The 15,349-nt window shown below is 36.2% G+C and carries 15 protein-coding genes; 13 read left to right on the forward strand and 2 right to left on the reverse strand.

The window, feature by feature from the left end:
• Window positions 1-442: 442 nt before the first annotated feature.
• From EGN73_RS10775 to mnmE, 3 genes are all read left to right on the forward strand, one after another.
• The gene (locus EGN73_RS10775; protein ID WP_219289341.1) at window positions 443-994 is read left to right on the forward strand and encodes a porin family protein; all 552 of its coding nucleotides are present in this window, start codon (window positions 443-445) and stop codon (window positions 992-994) included.
• A gap of 82 nt (window positions 995-1,076) precedes the next feature.
• On the forward strand, window positions 1,077-1,529 hold the full coding sequence (locus tag EGN73_RS10780) for a thioredoxin family protein (RefSeq protein ID WP_219289345.1): 453 nt from the start codon (window positions 1,077-1,079) through the stop codon (window positions 1,527-1,529).
• 1 nt (window position 1,530) lies between these two features.
• Window positions 1,531-2,913, forward strand: a complete 1,383-nt coding sequence (gene mnmE / locus EGN73_RS10785) for a tRNA uridine-5-carboxymethylaminomethyl(34) synthesis GTPase MnmE (protein WP_219289347.1) — start codon at window positions 1,531-1,533, stop codon at window positions 2,911-2,913.
• 215 nt (window positions 2,914-3,128) lie between these two features.
• Here mnmE and EGN73_RS10790 read toward each other — a convergent pair whose 3' ends face one another.
• Window positions 3,129-4,049 carry a LysR family transcriptional regulator gene (locus EGN73_RS10790; protein ID WP_219289351.1) on the reverse strand — a complete coding sequence of 307 codons (921 nt, stop codon included), beginning with the start codon at window positions 4,047-4,049 and terminating at the stop codon, window positions 3,129-3,131.
• 98 nt (window positions 4,050-4,147) lie between these two features.
• Here EGN73_RS10790 and EGN73_RS10795 point away from each other — a divergent pair, with 98 nt between their 5' ends.
• The 4 genes from EGN73_RS10795 (at window position 4,148) to EGN73_RS10810 (ending at window position 6,976) form a co-directional block, all read left to right on the forward strand.
• A complete protein-coding gene (locus EGN73_RS10795) occupies window positions 4,148-4,432 on the forward strand; it encodes a hypothetical protein (protein WP_219289355.1) in 285 nt (94 codons plus the stop codon).
• A 43-nt stretch (window positions 4,433-4,475) separates the two neighbouring features.
• A complete protein-coding gene (locus EGN73_RS10800) occupies window positions 4,476-5,444 on the forward strand; it encodes a sodium-dependent bicarbonate transport family permease (RefSeq protein ID WP_219289358.1) in 969 nt (322 codons plus the stop codon).
• A gap of 105 nt (window positions 5,445-5,549) precedes the next feature.
• Window positions 5,550-6,218 carry a CAP domain-containing protein gene (locus tag EGN73_RS10805; RefSeq protein WP_219289361.1) on the forward strand — a complete coding sequence of 223 codons (669 nt, stop codon included), beginning with the start codon at window positions 5,550-5,552 and terminating at the stop codon, window positions 6,216-6,218.
• A 113-nt stretch (window positions 6,219-6,331) separates the two neighbouring features.
• Complete coding sequence (locus EGN73_RS10810) at window positions 6,332-6,976, forward strand: ROK family protein (protein ID WP_219289363.1); 645 nt, start codon at window positions 6,332-6,334, stop codon at window positions 6,974-6,976.
• A 53-nt stretch (window positions 6,977-7,029) separates the two neighbouring features.
• Here EGN73_RS10810 and EGN73_RS10815 read toward each other — a convergent pair whose 3' ends face one another.
• On the reverse strand, window positions 7,030-7,719 hold the full coding sequence (locus EGN73_RS10815; RefSeq protein WP_219289365.1) for a sugar transferase: 690 nt from the start codon (window positions 7,717-7,719) through the stop codon (window positions 7,030-7,032).
• 558 nt (window positions 7,720-8,277) lie between these two features.
• On the opposite strand from EGN73_RS10815, the gene EGN73_RS10820 reads away from it, so the two are divergent.
• The 6 genes from EGN73_RS10820 to rfbF all read left to right on the forward strand — a co-directional run bounded on the left by EGN73_RS10820 (window position 8,278) and on the right by rfbF (window position 15,348).
• Entirely contained in the window at window positions 8,278-9,291 is a 1,014-nt protein-coding gene (locus EGN73_RS10820; protein ID WP_219289367.1) for a Gfo/Idh/MocA family protein, read from the forward strand.
• A 7-nt stretch (window positions 9,292-9,298) separates the two neighbouring features.
• Window positions 9,299-10,183, forward strand: coding sequence for an aldo-keto reductase family protein (locus EGN73_RS10825; protein WP_219289369.1), 885 nt, complete (start codon window positions 9,299-9,301; stop codon window positions 10,181-10,183).
• Between the two features lie 165 nt (window positions 10,184-10,348).
• The gene (locus tag EGN73_RS10830) at window positions 10,349-11,140 is read left to right on the forward strand and encodes a polysaccharide biosynthesis/export family protein (RefSeq protein ID WP_219289371.1); all 792 of its coding nucleotides are present in this window, start codon (window positions 10,349-10,351) and stop codon (window positions 11,138-11,140) included.
• 13 nt (window positions 11,141-11,153) lie between these two features.
• Complete coding sequence (locus tag EGN73_RS10835; protein WP_219289373.1) at window positions 11,154-13,511, forward strand: GumC family protein; 2,358 nt, start codon at window positions 11,154-11,156, stop codon at window positions 13,509-13,511.
• 3 nt (window positions 13,512-13,514) lie between these two features.
• A complete protein-coding gene (locus EGN73_RS10840) occupies window positions 13,515-14,534 on the forward strand; it encodes a DUF354 domain-containing protein (RefSeq protein WP_219289375.1) in 1,020 nt (339 codons plus the stop codon).
• A 31-nt stretch (window positions 14,535-14,565) separates the two neighbouring features.
• Window positions 14,566-15,348 (forward strand): glucose-1-phosphate cytidylyltransferase, encoded by a 783-nt coding sequence (rfbF, locus tag EGN73_RS10845; protein WP_219289378.1) that lies wholly within the window; start codon window positions 14,566-14,568, stop codon window positions 15,346-15,348.
• Window position 15,349: the final 1 nt, after the last annotated feature.

Raw genomic sequence — 15,349 nt, forward strand, 5'->3', positions numbered from 1 at the left:
TTAGCCTGTTTTTCCGATTGATTAATGTCCAAAAAAATGCTTTTCCAAAAGCCTAAAACTATTTGTATCACAGGCGCTTCATTAAAGTGCTTCAAATATTTTTAAACTCCTTTATTCGACTTATTTTGTTCCCGTTTGCAAAGCAAATCTCAAGAAAACTTATAAATAGAGACCATCAACTATAAGAATTTAATTTATCATGATTTTCCGCTTTCTTACAAAGAGAACCTAAATAATGAAACAAACCTATGATTTCTAGCCAGTATCAATGAATAACTTGTCCGCCGAGGCGGATCCAATCTCTATTAGTATCGGATTGATGTAGGTCCTTATTTAAATTGGTTAGTAGTACAATTGAGGGTATATATAAAATTTATTGATGTTTTTTGATCAAAACATTTAAAAGCAATCTGTCATCAAAAGTAAAAAAGGTTAAAAGTGTATGGGAAGAGTTTTACTATTTTTTGCAATCATGGCCTGGAGCACTGTCGGAATGGCGCAGGAAACCAAATTTTCATTGGGAGGTGGTTATGCATTTGCCAAAGGCCAACAGTCCAAAGAAAGAGGTACAGGATACCGGGTCAACGCCATGTATGAAGTGCACCCCTACCGATCTATGGTTTCCCATGGATTTGCCTTGTCTTATGCCAGTACTTCTGCTGATTTTGTGCGGAACAACAATGATTTCGTTCAGGAAATCACCCACATTCCATTTACATACACCCCCAAACTGATGTTTAGCGAGGAAGACTCCAAAGCTTACCTCAAAGGTGCCCTTGGCTTACAGTATTCCATGTCAAATGTGACAGGCACATCATCGGTAAGAAAAGAAAACGGCTTTGGTTTTTATGGAGGCATGGCAGGAGGAATTGAGCTGGCCATTTCCTATTTCGCTTTTATCACCATGGAATACGAGCTGGGATACCTTTCCAATAGCTTTTTGGATAATGGACTACTGCATACCGCTCAGATCGGACTTGGCGTAAAGTTCTGACCGAAAATCAAAACATGAGCAAAATTGAACTGTATTCCGGCTTCAGTCGTTAAATTTGCTGAACAACGAGAATAAGATTTCCATGAAAAAATTCTTTTTACTGGTCGCTGTACTGACGCTCAATTACCAATTCACCTTTGCTCAGGATAAAATCAACTGGCTGACATTTGATCAGGCAGCCAATATGACCCAGGATAACCCAAAAATGATTTTGGTAGACGTGTACACAGATTGGTGTGGCTGGTGCAAGAAAATGGATAAAGAAACTTTCACTGATCCTAAGGTGGTGGCTTATATCAATGAGAATTTTTATCCTGTAAAAATGAATGCAGAGAATACGAAGAAAACTTTTGAATTCAGAGGAAAGGAGTACACAGAAGCTACTATGGCCAAAGCCATGAGGGTAAGTTCCTACCCTAATTTTGTGATCATGGATGCAGCCATGGAAAACATCACCCAAATGCCCGGTTACCGTCAACCTGACCCTTTTCTAGAAGGATTGAGTAGCCTGATGGATAAATTCGGTAAAAAATAAGATGGCCTTTTCCCTTCATGAGAAAAACGACACCATTGTTGCCTTGGCTACCCCTCAAGGGGTGGGTGCCATTGGTGTAATCAGGTTGTCCGGTATAGATGCCATCCGTATCTGCAATAAAATATTCAAGGGAAAAGACCTGGAAAAACAGGAATCCCATACCATTCATTTCGGCACGATCCGTGATGGAGAAAAGGTGATTGATGAGGTTTTGGTATCTCTTTTTATTGCTCCAAAATCCTTTACAAAAGAAAATGCGGTGGAAATTTCCACCCATGGCTCTTCATACATTGTCAATCAAGTAATTAAATTACTGATACGACAAGGTGCCCGTCCTGCCAAGCCCGGTGAATTTACCCAAAGGGCATTTCTCAACGGTCAGTTTGATCTGGCGCAGGCAGAAGCTGTGGCAGATTTGATACATGCTGATTCGGAGGCTTCCCATCAAGCTGCCCTAAGTCAAATGAGAGGTGGATTTAGTGGGGAAATCCAAAAGTTGCGGAACGAGCTGATCCACTTTGCTTCTATGATTGAGCTGGAGCTGGACTTTACGGAAGAAGATGTGGAGTTTGCCAGCAGAGATGATCTGAAAGTCTTGGTAGAAAAACTCCTTAGGGTAATTGAGCAGCTAATTGGAAGTTTTGACTTGGGCAATGTAATAAAAAATGGTGTTCCCACCGTGATCGCTGGTAAGCCCAATGCAGGTAAGTCTACCTTACTCAATGCATTGCTGAATGAAGAAAAGGCCATCGTTTCCGATATCGCCGGTACTACACGGGACTTTATTGAGGATGAAATCAATATTGGTGGAGTGATATTCAGATTTATTGATACTGCTGGACTTAGAGAGACTACCGATACCATTGAAGCCATTGGCGTCAGCCGTACCCAGGAAAAAATGAAGACGGCTTCTCTGATCCTTTACCTTTTTGACCTAGGTGATACCGATATGGTGGAAATCAGCCGGGACATCAACAAGCTGGAAAATCTTGGCGTGCCATTTTTGAAGGTTGCCAATAAGATTGACAAAGCGGATTTGGAATTTGTCGGTGAACTGAAATCCAAGCATCCGGATACTATTTTTATATCAGCCGGAAACAAGGAGAACCTTGACGATCTGAAGAGTCGTATCTTGGAACTGGTGAATCTTGATAAATTTAAAACAGGCAATACCATAGTGACCAATATCAGGCATTATGATTCTTTGGTCAAAACTAGGGAATCCTTATTGGATGTCTTGGGCGGGATAGATCAAGAGATCACCAATGACTTTTTGGCCATGGATATACGCAGGTCATTGCATTACCTTGGCGAAATCACCGGTGAGATTACAACTGATGACTTATTGGCGAATATTTTTAGTAAGTTTTGCATCGGGAAGTAGCATTCAAACTGAATTCCACTAAAGATCTCCCCTACTCGATTTTAAAGCAAACCATCATAAGATCATTGGTTAAGTATTTATTGGTGACAGGTCCAGCTTTTTAAAGTTGAAGGTGATTATTGAAAATCCCGTGGTTTTCAGTTTCTCAAGAGGTATTGGATAGACGTTTTATATGGAACAAATTAAAACTTATTCTTCAGACGAATGTCAGCCCCTCACCCCCTCACTTCCCCAAAATACCTTTCTGCAATTAATCCCTTTTCTTTTTGGAGGTATTCGAGATAGGCAGTTGGAAGAGGAAGGTGTTTTTTACCTTTTAGCCAGACCAACCTCCATTTGGTAGTAATAGGAAGTCCTGGCACTGAAATTATCCTGAGCTGTTTGGAGGCCAATTCATTCTTTATCCCGATCAAAGGCATAATTGAAAAGCCCAAGCCTGCCAACACAGCTTGTTTGACCGCTTCATTGGAGGTGAGCTCCATCTTTTTCTGAATGGATATTTTACTTCCTTCTATGAATTTCTCCATGATTTGTCTGGTACCGGATCCCTTTTCCCTGAAAATCAATGGCATCTCCATAAAGATCTCATCAGGACTGATGTTTTTATGATCACCCGCATCGCTATTCCCGACCAGATAGAGGTTATTATCCAAAATATCTAAATAGTCTAAGTTAATGCCATTGGGCAAAATAGATAAAAGGGCAAAATCAATTTCATTTTTCTCCAGGGATGTTATCACCTTGCTCTTATTGGTCACATCCATCTGCAATTCAACACCCGGATGTTTTTTCATAAATTCTCCGAGGAAATATGGCATTACATACTTTCCTGTAGACACTACCGCAATTTTCAGCCTACCGGAAAGTTGTCCTTTGTATGCCATAGTCCTACTGTCTATGGCCTGCACCTGACTTATGATGTTTTCAGCCAAAGTTGCAATCTCCTTTCCAAAGTCAGTAATATGGATCTTTCTCCCTAATACTTCAGTCAATGGAATATCAAATTGATCCTGAAAATTCCTTAATTGTATAGAAACAGCCGGCTGCGTGAGGTGTAAAACTTCGGCAGCTTTTGTTATAGATCCAGTCTCCACAACTTTTTGAAAAACCTGTAACTGATGCAAGGTATAATTCATAAATAATTTTAATGTTTTCTATAATTAAATTAAATAATAACTTATTAATTATTCACTATTTCTTTGTGCCAAAATTTCGACCATACAATTGAATCCTGATGGAAACCCTACTTAAGATTAAGCTAATAGACGGAATATTTGGCCAGAAAGATGCCAAGGAGGTAATTACCCAGTTGTTAAATGAAAACCTTAACTTTCATATCAGAAAAAACTTTGACTCAACAATCAAAAGTGGGATCCCAAATGTAGTGTCTGTGGAAAGGATTGAAGAACTCAAAAATGAAATAACCAGAATTATGACATACTTCAACCAAGACAGTGTTCTGGATCGCAAATTTTCAATAGAAGCTGTAATCCATCTTCAACCTTTGGAAAAAGAATAACAAGGCACGATATTGTAAGTTGAAACCAAGCTCCCTTTTTTAAATGAATTTGAACCTGCTTATCGAAAACCTTACCAATCCGGCACTTCTATTCTTTGTCCTAGGCATGGTAGCCGTTTTCTGTAAAAGTGATCTTGAAATCCCTCAGAATTCATCCAAATTCATATCCCTATACCTTCTTTTCTCTATTGGCTTCAAAGGAGGTCAAGAGCTTGCCCATGAAACATTCACCATGGAGGTAGCCTGGACCATTCTGTTCGGACTGGCCATAGCAGTAGCTATTCCATTTTATACCTTCTTTATTCTCAAAAGAAAACTGAGTGTATATGATGCCGGTGCCGTGGCCGCGGCATACGGATCAATCAGTGCTGTAACATTTGTAACTGCTGTTACTTACTTGGAAATGCAGGAAATGGTTCTTCACGGACATATGGTAGCTATCATGGCCCTTATGGAAGCACCTGCGATTGTTGTCGGATTGCTTTTGATTTCCACTTTTGATAAAGTTGGGCAACAAAATGGATTGATTAAGAAAAGGACCGTAGTCAAACATTCCTTTACCAACGGAAGTGTAATGTTGATATTGGGAAGCTTGGTGATTGGTTTTATGGCCTCTGATGCACAGGCAGAAGGGATCAAGCCATTTACCAACGATATTTTCAAGGGATTTTTGGCTATTTTTCTTCTGGACATGGGCATAGTCAGTGGCAGGAAGTTAGGATCCTTCTTTTCCTATGGCTGGTTTCCAATGGTATTTGCCATACTTATCCCTTTGATCAATGGTTCCGTAGTAGCCATCCTGAGTGCAGCAGTGACGGATGATGTTTCCAATAGGTTTATGCTGGCCATCTTATCAGCGAGTGCATCTTACATTGCCGTTCCCGCTGCCATGAAAATGACCGTACCACAAGCCAATCCTGGATTATTTTTACCTATGGCTCTTGCCATAACATTTCCTGTAAATATCACCTTAGGGATGCCATTGTATTACTTGTTGGCATCTTCTTTCTGATGTTATTATCTTTTTTGAGATGAGTTGTTCAAAAATCAGCATTCATTGACAGTTTTTTAGAAGTTTAAATTTTTTATTAAATCAATATTTTTTTTAGTTTAATGAATGGAAAAGATGAATGATAAGAACAGAACGAGGAGAAAAGGGATGAGAAAATTTGCTTTTTTCTCTTTTGCACTGATTTTTCTTTTGGCATGTAAGCCTATTTCTGACTTGGTAAATCCTACTCAAAACCGAAGTGAAAGGCAAGAAAGACAGTCGCAAGCACCAGTTAATCCCTTCAGTACAGGCAATCATGAATACCTGAAAGAGGTAGTAGGAATGATCAACCAAGAAAGAGTTACAGGGAGAAACTGTGGCAATGAAATCTTTGAATTGACTGGAGAATTGGAATGGGACAATGATTTGGCAAAGGCTGCCCTGGACCATGCTGCAGATCTTACCTTTCACCCTGGCATGCGTGGTCATGTAGGATCGGACAGCAGTAGGGTCAGAGACAGAATTCTTCGGCATACCGATAAATTCGGTTTAGCCGCCGAAAATGTCATTTTAGGAAGGTTAAAGCCTGAAAATACAGTGAATATATTTTTCAACAGTCCAGGTCATTGTCGAAACATGATGAATCATAGGTACACACATATTGGAGCTGCCCAGCATTATAACCCCGAAACAGGCAGGACGGCCACTGTTTACAAAATAGCCCATTTAAGAGGAAAAGATGTAGGCCCTCCTCGAGAAAGAAAGTTTGTTGAAATGAAAGATGATGGTATTTGAAACCTAAAACTATCCGAATACAGTAAATTTTGTAGCAGGGAAAGAACAAAAGTTTATCTTTGTCAACCTAAAATTTAAAGATTAAATTAATTTAAAACTTAAACCCGGAAATTTTGAAAATTTTGACCATAGATATAGGAGGTACTAATATAAAAGCTAAACTGGAAGGCCCTATAGAAAGGAGAAAATTCCCCTCGGGACAAGAAATGACACCGGATAAGATGGTAGAAGGTGTGAAAGAAATGACTGCTGATTGGGAATATGATGTTATTTCAATAGGTTTTCCGGGTATTATCAAAGAAGGAAAAATTATCACAGAACCTATGAATTTGGGAAATGGATGGATAGGTTTTGATTTCCAAAAAGCTTTTGACAGACCTATCAAATTGCTTAATGATGCTGCCATGCAGGCACTTGGCTCCTATCAAGATGGCGTATTGCTTTTCTTAGGACTTGGTACAGGGCTGGGCTCAGCTATAGTCAATGATGGTAAGGTTTTACCCATGGAATTGGCTCATTTATCCTACCGCAAAGGTACATTTGAAGATTATGTAGGTTACAGGGGTTACGAACAGAGGGGCCAGGAAAAATGGCAAGAACATGTCTTTACAGTGGTTGAAAGATTTAAAGCCGCCTTTTTACCGGATGACATTGTTTTAGGTGGGGGAAAATCCAAATTACTAACTGAGGTTCCGGCTGGTTGCAGACTTGGCAACAATCAGCTTGCATATGAAGGAGGGTTTAGGTTGTGGAAATAAAAAAGCCAAGTGGCAAACTTGGCTTTTTTTTAAACTTACACACGTTAAAAAAATCAATAAGCATTGTCATTCTCAAATAATATTGAATAAATAGTGAGAAAGATAATTTTAAAGTCAAAAGCCAGACTCCAGTTTTTGATATAAAACAAATCATACCTCAACCTGGCATTCATATCAAACTTGTCATTAATTTCTCCTCTAAAACCTTTTGCTTGGGCAAGGCCTGTAATCCCAGGTTTCACCATGTGACGGTACATGAAGTTTTCAATTTTTTCAGAAAATTCCTTATTCATCACCACTGCATGAGGTCTTGGTCCCACTATAGTCATTTCTCCCAACACCACATTTATTAACTGAGGAAGTTCGTCCAAGCTGGTTTTTCGAAGAAACTTGCCAACTTTTGTAATTCTGGGATCCCCTTTGCATGCCTGCTTAAAATGTCCGGCAGGGTTATATTTCATACTCCTGAATTTCAAACAATAAAAGGGGATATTGTTCTGCCCATGCCTAAGCTGCTTGTAAAATATAGGCCCCTTGGATTCCAACCTAATCATAATGGCAATGATGGGAAACAACCAACTTGCTATTAGTAATAGAAACAAGCTTGCCGAAATAACATCAAAGACTCTTTTTGTAAGAGTCATGGATGAATCTAAAAGATTGACTGAATACCTATTGAGTATAAAATCCGAATCAATTGCAAATGAACTGATATTGTGGAGTTTGGATATTGTACTAGCCATAACTTTATGTTATTTATTAAAATTTTGATAAACCAAGCGAGTCATTAATTATATATAACCCTGTTTCTTTCACGTCTTAAATTTAGAAATTAAAATTTAAAACAAATAATAAATTACATTTTTTTTTATTTGAAATGCTTTTTCATAGGGTTATTTTGGTTTATCAGCGATAATAAAAAGTAAATATTAGACAGATTTGCCAAATAAAAGATTTCACACATTAAATGTAGCAATACTTTTTTATGTATTTAAATTACATTATAATATATTTATTTAATTATTAATAATTCACATTATCCGTATAGACTTCTTTTAGTCGATTCCAGTTAGGAAAACTATTAAAACAAAGAAAACTTTATTATGAAGCAGTATACTCAATTTAAAACCATATTTATTGGTTTTTTTTAAAGCTGTTTACTTCCAATATTTTGAATGGTTAGAAAAATTAATTTTATTTTCACATACAATTTGTTGCTTTTTAAATAAAAAATAAAGTACTTTGACACATAATCATAATAGAGTAATAAATACTCTAAATCTTTAATTTCTAAAATCTATATGGTAAGAATTGCATTAATAGGAGCTGGAAAAATGGGCATTTCCCATCTTTCAATTTTAGGAGCTCATCCAGAGGTGGAAATTGTTGGGGTTTGCGACACTTCCAAAATGGTAGTGGATGTTCTAAAAAATTACAGCGGATATAACTGTTATTCAGATTATGAGAAAATGGTAGACGAAACCCAACCTGATGCCGTAATAGTAGCCGTACCAACAAAGTATCATTTTAAAATGGTAAAAGACCTGCTATTAAAAAACATCCATGTCTTTGCTGAAAAACCATTCTGTTTAAACCCAATAGAAAGTCAGGAATTAACTGAAATGGCAAAACAAAAAGGACTTGTCAATCAGGTCGGCTACCATAATAAGTTCGTAGGGACTTTTAAAGAAGTTAAAAAACTTGTTAAAGGTGGTCATATAGGAGAAGTAACACATTTTTTGGGTGAAGCATACGGTCCTGTTGTAATAAAAAAGAAAAGCGACACATGGAGATCAGATCCTAGTGAAGGGGGTGGCTGCCTAATGGACTATGCCTCCCATGTGATAGACTTGATTAATGACATAGTCTCACCTATTGACAAATGTAAGGGCTCCATACTCAAATCTATTTATTCAAAAAGTGTAGATGACTCAGTTTACGCTTTGGTAAGTATTGAATCTGGGGTTTCGGGAGTTATTTCGGTAAACTGGAGTGATGAGACATATAGAAAAATGTCAACCTCAGTCACAATTATTGGGACAGAAGGAAAAATAGTTTCTGATGCCAATGAGCTAAAAGTTTACTTTAAATCCAAAACTCCTCCTCAGGGATATTCCAGAGGTTGGAATGTAAAATATGTAACTGAATTAGCAGATGAGGTCAACTTCTACCTAAGAGGAGAAGAATATTCCAGCCAACTTGATCATTTCATAAAATCCGTACAGGGCAAAGCCGAGAATTCCATAAATACATTTGAAAGCGCTTGGAAAACGGATCACTCTATACACTTAATTAAAAAACAATCACTAGCATAATACAACCATGGAAAGAATTATTTTCGGAGATAACCAGTTTTTTGCAGTAAATCATATTTCTGACGAAAAATCAAGAGCACAGTCTATAAAATTTAAAGACGATGCTGCTATCATCAAAACCCTTGATATAGCCCGAGAGGCGGGTGTAAACACCTTTATGTGTACTACCCACGACAGAATAGCCAACATATGCAATATCATCAGGAGCAATCCTGAAAAATATCAGGATTTCAAAATCTATCCTTGCATGCCATATGCGCATAAATATGCCAATGCGGTGACTGATCTTGGCATAGCAGGAACATTGAAGCAGTATGTACCAGGAAACTTTTTCGGCTCAATGTTTAAAGGAGGAATGGCTTATTTGTCCAAAGATTATCTTTCAATAATGGAGCTATTGATAGATGCTGAGATGAAAATGTTTACAGGTATTAATACCCCGGTAATATTTCTTCAGAATGTAATTACAGATTTATTACTTGGCCTAGGGATGACAGATTTTCTGGTCGGATATGCGAAATATATTGAAAAGAAATACAATGCAGAAGCTGGTTTCATAACAATGAATCTTCCTAAACTTTTAGATGTTTTAGAAAAAGGAGGAATAAAAAATCCAATTATTTGTGCTTCCATAAACAAAGCTAATTTCAGAATGTCAGGAGGAAAGGAACTTTATGAAAAAACCATCAGTGAAGGCAGGTGCAGATTGATAGCCATGCAAGTTTTGGGTGGCGGAGCAATCCCCGCTTCAGAAGCTTTGGAATATGTCAGCAACTTACCAAATGTGGAATCAATATTATTTGGAGCCTCTTCAAGACAGAATATTGAGAATACGGTTCAGACTATTAATTTTCATGATGAAAAGAAAGTTCAGCAGCTTGCTATTGCTTAAGTTAACTCTGTTCTCCGTAATAAAAAGTTACGGAGAACAGATTTTATTTTTTTCAACTGACTTTGATCTTAGATTTTTTTTTGTGTAAAGTTGGTTTATTGAAAAAGCCAGTTACTTTTAAGTTATTATACTACTTCCGAATCAAAAATAGGTTTCTCAAACATTATGAATAAATCGAACAAAATAAAAATTATATTTCTAATTCTCATGACATCTGTTGGATGCTCTAGAAGAAATTTAACCTATTTTTCAGATTTGGACTCTCAAAAGGGAGCCACTTTTGAAATAGCAAATAAGTCTGAACCTCGAATTCAAGCGGATGATCTTCTGAGTATTACCGTCACAAGTTTAAATCCAGAATCAAACATGTTATTTAATGCAGGAGTAATAATTCCTTCTGAAGGCAATAACACCACTATATCAGCTCCCATTAACGAAAATTACCTAGTAGACAAAGATGGATACATAAATTACCCCGTTATCGGCCAAATCAAACTTGAAGGATATACAAAACAGGGAGCCGTTCAAAGAATGTCAGAATTACTGGATGCATACGTAAAGGATCCTATAATAAATATCAGATTTATGAACTTTAAGGTTACTGTTATCGGAGAGGTTCAGCAACCTAATTCTTTTGTAATCCCAACAGAAAAAATAACTGTATTAGAAGCTTTAGGCTTGGCTGGGGATATGACAGCTTATGGAAAAAGGGAAAATGTTTTAATCATTCGGGAAAAGGACGGAATAAGAACTGCCAATAGGTTAAATTTGAATAACAAAGAAGTTCTTTCTTCTGAATTTTATTATTTACAGCAAAACGATATAATATATGTCGAACCATACAAAACAAAAGCTATACAGGCAGATAACAACCCTAGAACTTTCGCTCTGATCAGTAGTGGTTTGACACTAGCTGTAATTTTAATATTGAATTTCCGTGATATGTTCACAAATTAAAAGGAGAGAAGAAATGAAAATTAGTGATATTCTAAAAGAAATAGAAGAAGAAGAAAAAGAGCAGCAGAAAGATGCCGTCAGTATTCGATTGATGTTCAATAAATATTTAAACAATTGGAAATTATTTTTTTTAAGTGTTTTCATATTTGCATCTTCTGCTGTCATTTATGCTTATTTTTCTACTTCCCTATACAGAATAAATAGCACCTTACTTCTTAGGGATGAAAATAAGGGTACCGATTTCAATTCAAATGCTTTACTTCCCGAAATGCTTGGGTTCAGTAGCACTTCTTCAGTAGAAAATGAAGCCGAGGTATTCAGGTCAGAATTTTTGATCTCTAGAGCCCTGGAAGATCTTAATTTTTTTATTTCTTATTACGAGCCAAAAGGTTTGTGGAGATGGAAGGAAATTTATGAGAATGAACGGCCAATAAATGTCTCAATTAAAGAGAAAAATGGTGGGTTTAACCAAAGGGAAATCTCGATTGAGATAATTCCATTAAACAACAATACTTTTAAATTATTGCAAGAAAAAAAGGAAGGAAGAATCTTAAAATTTGGCGAGGAAATTAAAAATCCATTTGGAACTTACGTTATCGAAAAAAATCCAGACTTCTTCTACGACTTTGCAGAAAAGTTAAATGAACCTGTAAAGATTGTTTTTCATGGGAAGCAACTTAGCAGGGATATTGCCGATAATTTTGAAGTCGATATCGTAAACAAACTTGCCAGTGTAATAACGCTTACTACCTATACCGAACATCCCAAAAAGGGAGAGGACTTAATCCAGAAAATAATTGATATCTACAATAGTGATGCGGAAAATGAAAAAAATGTAATTGCAAAAAATACTATTTCTTTTATAGATGAGCAGTTAGTCAGTTTAACTGAAGAGCTATTGGCCATAGAAAACGAAGCAGAGAAATATAAGTTAAGAAATTCTATCACCGATATAAGCGCAGAAGCCCAACTATTTCTAAATTCCACAACCACTAATAGGCAACAATTGGCTGAGATTGCTGTACAGATTGATGTATTGGAATCAATCGAATCTCACATGACATCTTCCAATAGCGAGTTTGAATCAATTCCAGGTTCCTTGACAGTTACGGAAGTAACGCTAAATGATCTGATCATAAACTACAACAAACTTCAGCAGGATAGGGAAAGGATGCTCAGAACAACTCAGCCATCTAATCCAATTGTGCTGAATTTAAGCGAACAATTGACAAGTTTAAGAAGAAATATCCTTGAAAATATCCGTCAGTTGAAGAATAATCTAATTATATCCAGAAGAAGCCTAGAGTCAAGTTCAAGTCAATTTCAAAGTAGAGCTTCCAGAGTGCCAACTATCGAAAAGGAATTATTGGATATAAATAGAAAACAAGGTATTAAACAGGAGCATTACTTACTTTTAGTCCAAAAAAGAGAAGAAGCTGCTTTAACTTTAGCTGCAGCATCAACAGGTAACTCAAGGGTTATTAATCCTCCATCATCTTCTGAATATCCTGTTAAGCCAAATAAAAAAATCATCTTTGGATTAAGCGTTATATTTGGCTTTGGTCTCCCTTTTGGTCTGTTATATTTTAAGGATAGATGGGATCAAAAAATCCAGTTTAAGTCTCAAGTTCTAGAAAACACCAAAGTACCGGTACTCGGTGAATTATCCAAGTTAAAAAAAGAAGGCCCAATTGCCATTAGCAAAAATAAAAGAACAATGATAGCCGAACAGATACGGTTTATCAGAACCAGTCTCTCTTTTGCTACCAGCAATAAAGAAAAGCAAACTATTTTGGTCACTTCAGGTATGAGCGGTGAGGGTAAAACATTTTTTAGTGTCAATCTTGCTATAAGTCTAGGTCTGGCTGGAAAAAAAGTCGTTTTATTGGAATTTGACCTTAGAAAACCGGCTCTTCTTAAATCATTAAAAATAAACCAAAAGATGGGGTTATCAGAGTATTTAAATCCTACAAAGAAAGTTTCTATTGATGACATTATATACCATTGGTCAGAACAGGAAAACGTATGCATAATTGGATGTGGAGAAATTCCTGAAAATCCAGCAGAACTAATGATAAATGAAAAGTTGCAAAAATTATTAAGCAACTTACAAGACAGGTATGATCATATAATAATTGATTCTGCACCTATAGGATTAGTTTCAGATTCTTTCAATTTAGCCAATTTTGCTGACGTAACCGTCTACATGGTTCGTTATAACTTTTCAACTAAGGCCCAGTTAAAAACTATTGAAGACATTAGAAAAACGAAAAGATTCAAAAATCCAATGATTGTATTGAACGATGCCAAGCTAGAAATGACCTATGGTTATGGAGAAGCTTATGGAAAAAGTTATTATCAAAAGAGTTGATTTATGGTAATTTGGATAGACTTTATAAATACACCTCAAGTCAATTTTTTTGAACCTTTTATTAAAGACTTAGAAAAAAGAGGCCATCATTTTGTATTGACATGCAGAGATTCATCCAACACTGTACCGCTTTTAAAAACCAAAGGATGGCCTTTCACTATAATTGGAGAAAAAGTCCACAAAAGCTTTTTTACTAAAGTTTTTGGATTTCCTACTCGGATAATAAACCTGCGAAAGTTTTTAAAAGACAAAAACGTAGATGTCGCAATTGGTCAAAGTTCTTTTTATTTGCCGATTACCGCCAGATCACTTGGCATTAAATCTATTTACACAAATGACAATGAACACGCAATGGGGAATATTCCCAGCTTTCTATTTGCAAATAAGATACTTTTACCAGAAAACTTTTCTTTAAAGACTGCATATGCACAAGGTGCTAGTAAAAAGAAAATCAGTCAATACCCCGGTGTAAAAGAAGGAATTTATTTATGGGAAAAGGGATTAAAAATACAAGAGTTAAGAATAAATTCCATCCAGGATCATATCTACTTAAGGCCAGAACCAAACACTGCGCAGTATTATTCAGGAGAAAAAAACTTTTTAGATGAGGTTATTAACAGTCTTAAAAAAGATTACAAAGTCTTCGTACTGGTGAGGGATGCAGATCAAAGAAAACACTATCAAAGTGAAAAGTTCCAAGGAGTCACTGTCCCTGAAAAAGCCTTAAATTTTGAAAAAATAGCTCAAAATTGCTTACTTTTTATCGGCGCAGGTGGATCGATGACAAGAGAAATGGCTATTATGGGCGTACCGACTATTTCTGTTTATCAAGGAGAGCTCCTCAATGTTGACAAAACTCTAATCCAAAATGGGTTAATGCGACACCAAGAAAAGATTAGCTTTGAAGAAGTTAAGGATCTCATAAATAATATTGAAAACAGTCAAAAAAATCCTTCTATTTATTTGGAAAAGGGTCGAGCAGCATTTAATTTAATAAAAAATACAATATTTAATATAAATTAATTCTTTAAACTTAAATTTTAATGTAATAAGTATGAAGGCTGTTATTTTAGCTGGTGGATATGGAACCAGAATCAGTGAAGAAAGTGGAATACGTCCCAAGCCTATGGTTGAAATTGGAGGGAAGCCAATTTTGTGGCATATCATGAAAATATATTCTAAGTATGGCATAAATGAGTTCATAATTTGTTGTGGATATAAAGGCTACATGATTAAAGAATATTTTTCAAACTATTTTCTTTACATGTCAGATATGACATTTGACCTGGAAAAAAATGAAATTCAAGTACACTGTAAAAAATCTGAACCTTGGAAAGTAACTCTGGTAGATACAGGAGAAAATGTAATGACAGGAGGCAGAATAAAAAGAGTATCTCAGTTTATCAATAATGAAACTTTTTGTCTGACATACGGAGACGGTGTATCTGACGTAAATATCAAAAAACTAATAGATTTTCATTTTCAAAAAAAATCAACTGTTACCTTAACAGCGGTTCGGCAACCAGGTAGATTTGGAGCTTTTTCATTAAAAAGTGATCAACACAAAATTGCTCAGTTTAGAGAAAAACCATTTGGTGACGGTAATGATAATGCATGGATAAACGGTGGTTTTTTTGTAGTTGAACCCGAAGCACTAAACCTTATTAATGGTGATGAAACAGTATGGGAAAAAGAACCATTGGAAGAAGTTGCAAGACAAGGAAAACTAAATGCATTCAAACATACTGGATTCTGGCAACCAATGGATACATTAAGAGATAAAAACTACCTCGAAGATTTATGGCAAAGTGGGGATACACCATGGAAAATATGGTAAA

Source organism: Arthrospiribacter ruber (genome assembly GCF_019343195.1).
Taxonomy (GTDB): domain Bacteria; phylum Bacteroidota; class Bacteroidia; order Cytophagales; family Cyclobacteriaceae; genus Arthrospiribacter; species Arthrospiribacter ruber.

Bases quoted from the DNA above. Each gene is read 5' to 3' on its own strand.
- EGN73_RS10835 (WP_219289373.1), top strand. From the start codon at position 11,154: ATGAAAATTAGTGATATTCTAAAAGAAATAGAAGAAGAAGAAAAAGAG.
- EGN73_RS10800 (WP_219289358.1), top strand. From the start codon at position 4,476: ATGAATTTGAACCTGCTTATCGAAAACCTTACCAATCCGGCACTTCTA.
- EGN73_RS10775 (WP_219289341.1), top strand. From the start codon at position 443: ATGGGAAGAGTTTTACTATTTTTTGCAATCATGGCCTGGAGCACTGTC.
- EGN73_RS10820 (WP_219289367.1), top strand. From the start codon at position 8,278: ATGGTAAGAATTGCATTAATAGGAGCTGGAAAAATGGGCATTTCCCAT.
- EGN73_RS10830 (WP_219289371.1), top strand. From the start codon at position 10,349: ATGAATAAATCGAACAAAATAAAAATTATATTTCTAATTCTCATGACA.
- EGN73_RS10805 (WP_219289361.1), top strand. From the start codon at position 5,550: ATGGAAAAGATGAATGATAAGAACAGAACGAGGAGAAAAGGGATGAGA.
- rfbF (WP_219289378.1), top strand. From the start codon at position 14,566: ATGAAGGCTGTTATTTTAGCTGGTGGATATGGAACCAGAATCAGTGAA.
- EGN73_RS10795 (WP_219289355.1), top strand. From the start codon at position 4,148: ATGGAAACCCTACTTAAGATTAAGCTAATAGACGGAATATTTGGCCAG.
- EGN73_RS10780 (WP_219289345.1), top strand. From the start codon at position 1,077: ATGAAAAAATTCTTTTTACTGGTCGCTGTACTGACGCTCAATTACCAA.
- EGN73_RS10840 (WP_219289375.1), top strand. From the start codon at position 13,515: ATGGTAATTTGGATAGACTTTATAAATACACCTCAAGTCAATTTTTTT.
- mnmE (WP_219289347.1), top strand. From the start codon at position 1,531: ATGGCCTTTTCCCTTCATGAGAAAAACGACACCATTGTTGCCTTGGCT.
- EGN73_RS10815 (WP_219289365.1), bottom strand. From the start codon at position 7,719: ATGGCTAGTACAATATCCAAACTCCACAATATCAGTTCATTTGCAATT.
- EGN73_RS10790 (WP_219289351.1), bottom strand. From the start codon at position 4,049: ATGAATTATACCTTGCATCAGTTACAGGTTTTTCAAAAAGTTGTGGAG.
- EGN73_RS10825 (WP_219289369.1), top strand. From the start codon at position 9,299: ATGGAAAGAATTATTTTCGGAGATAACCAGTTTTTTGCAGTAAATCAT.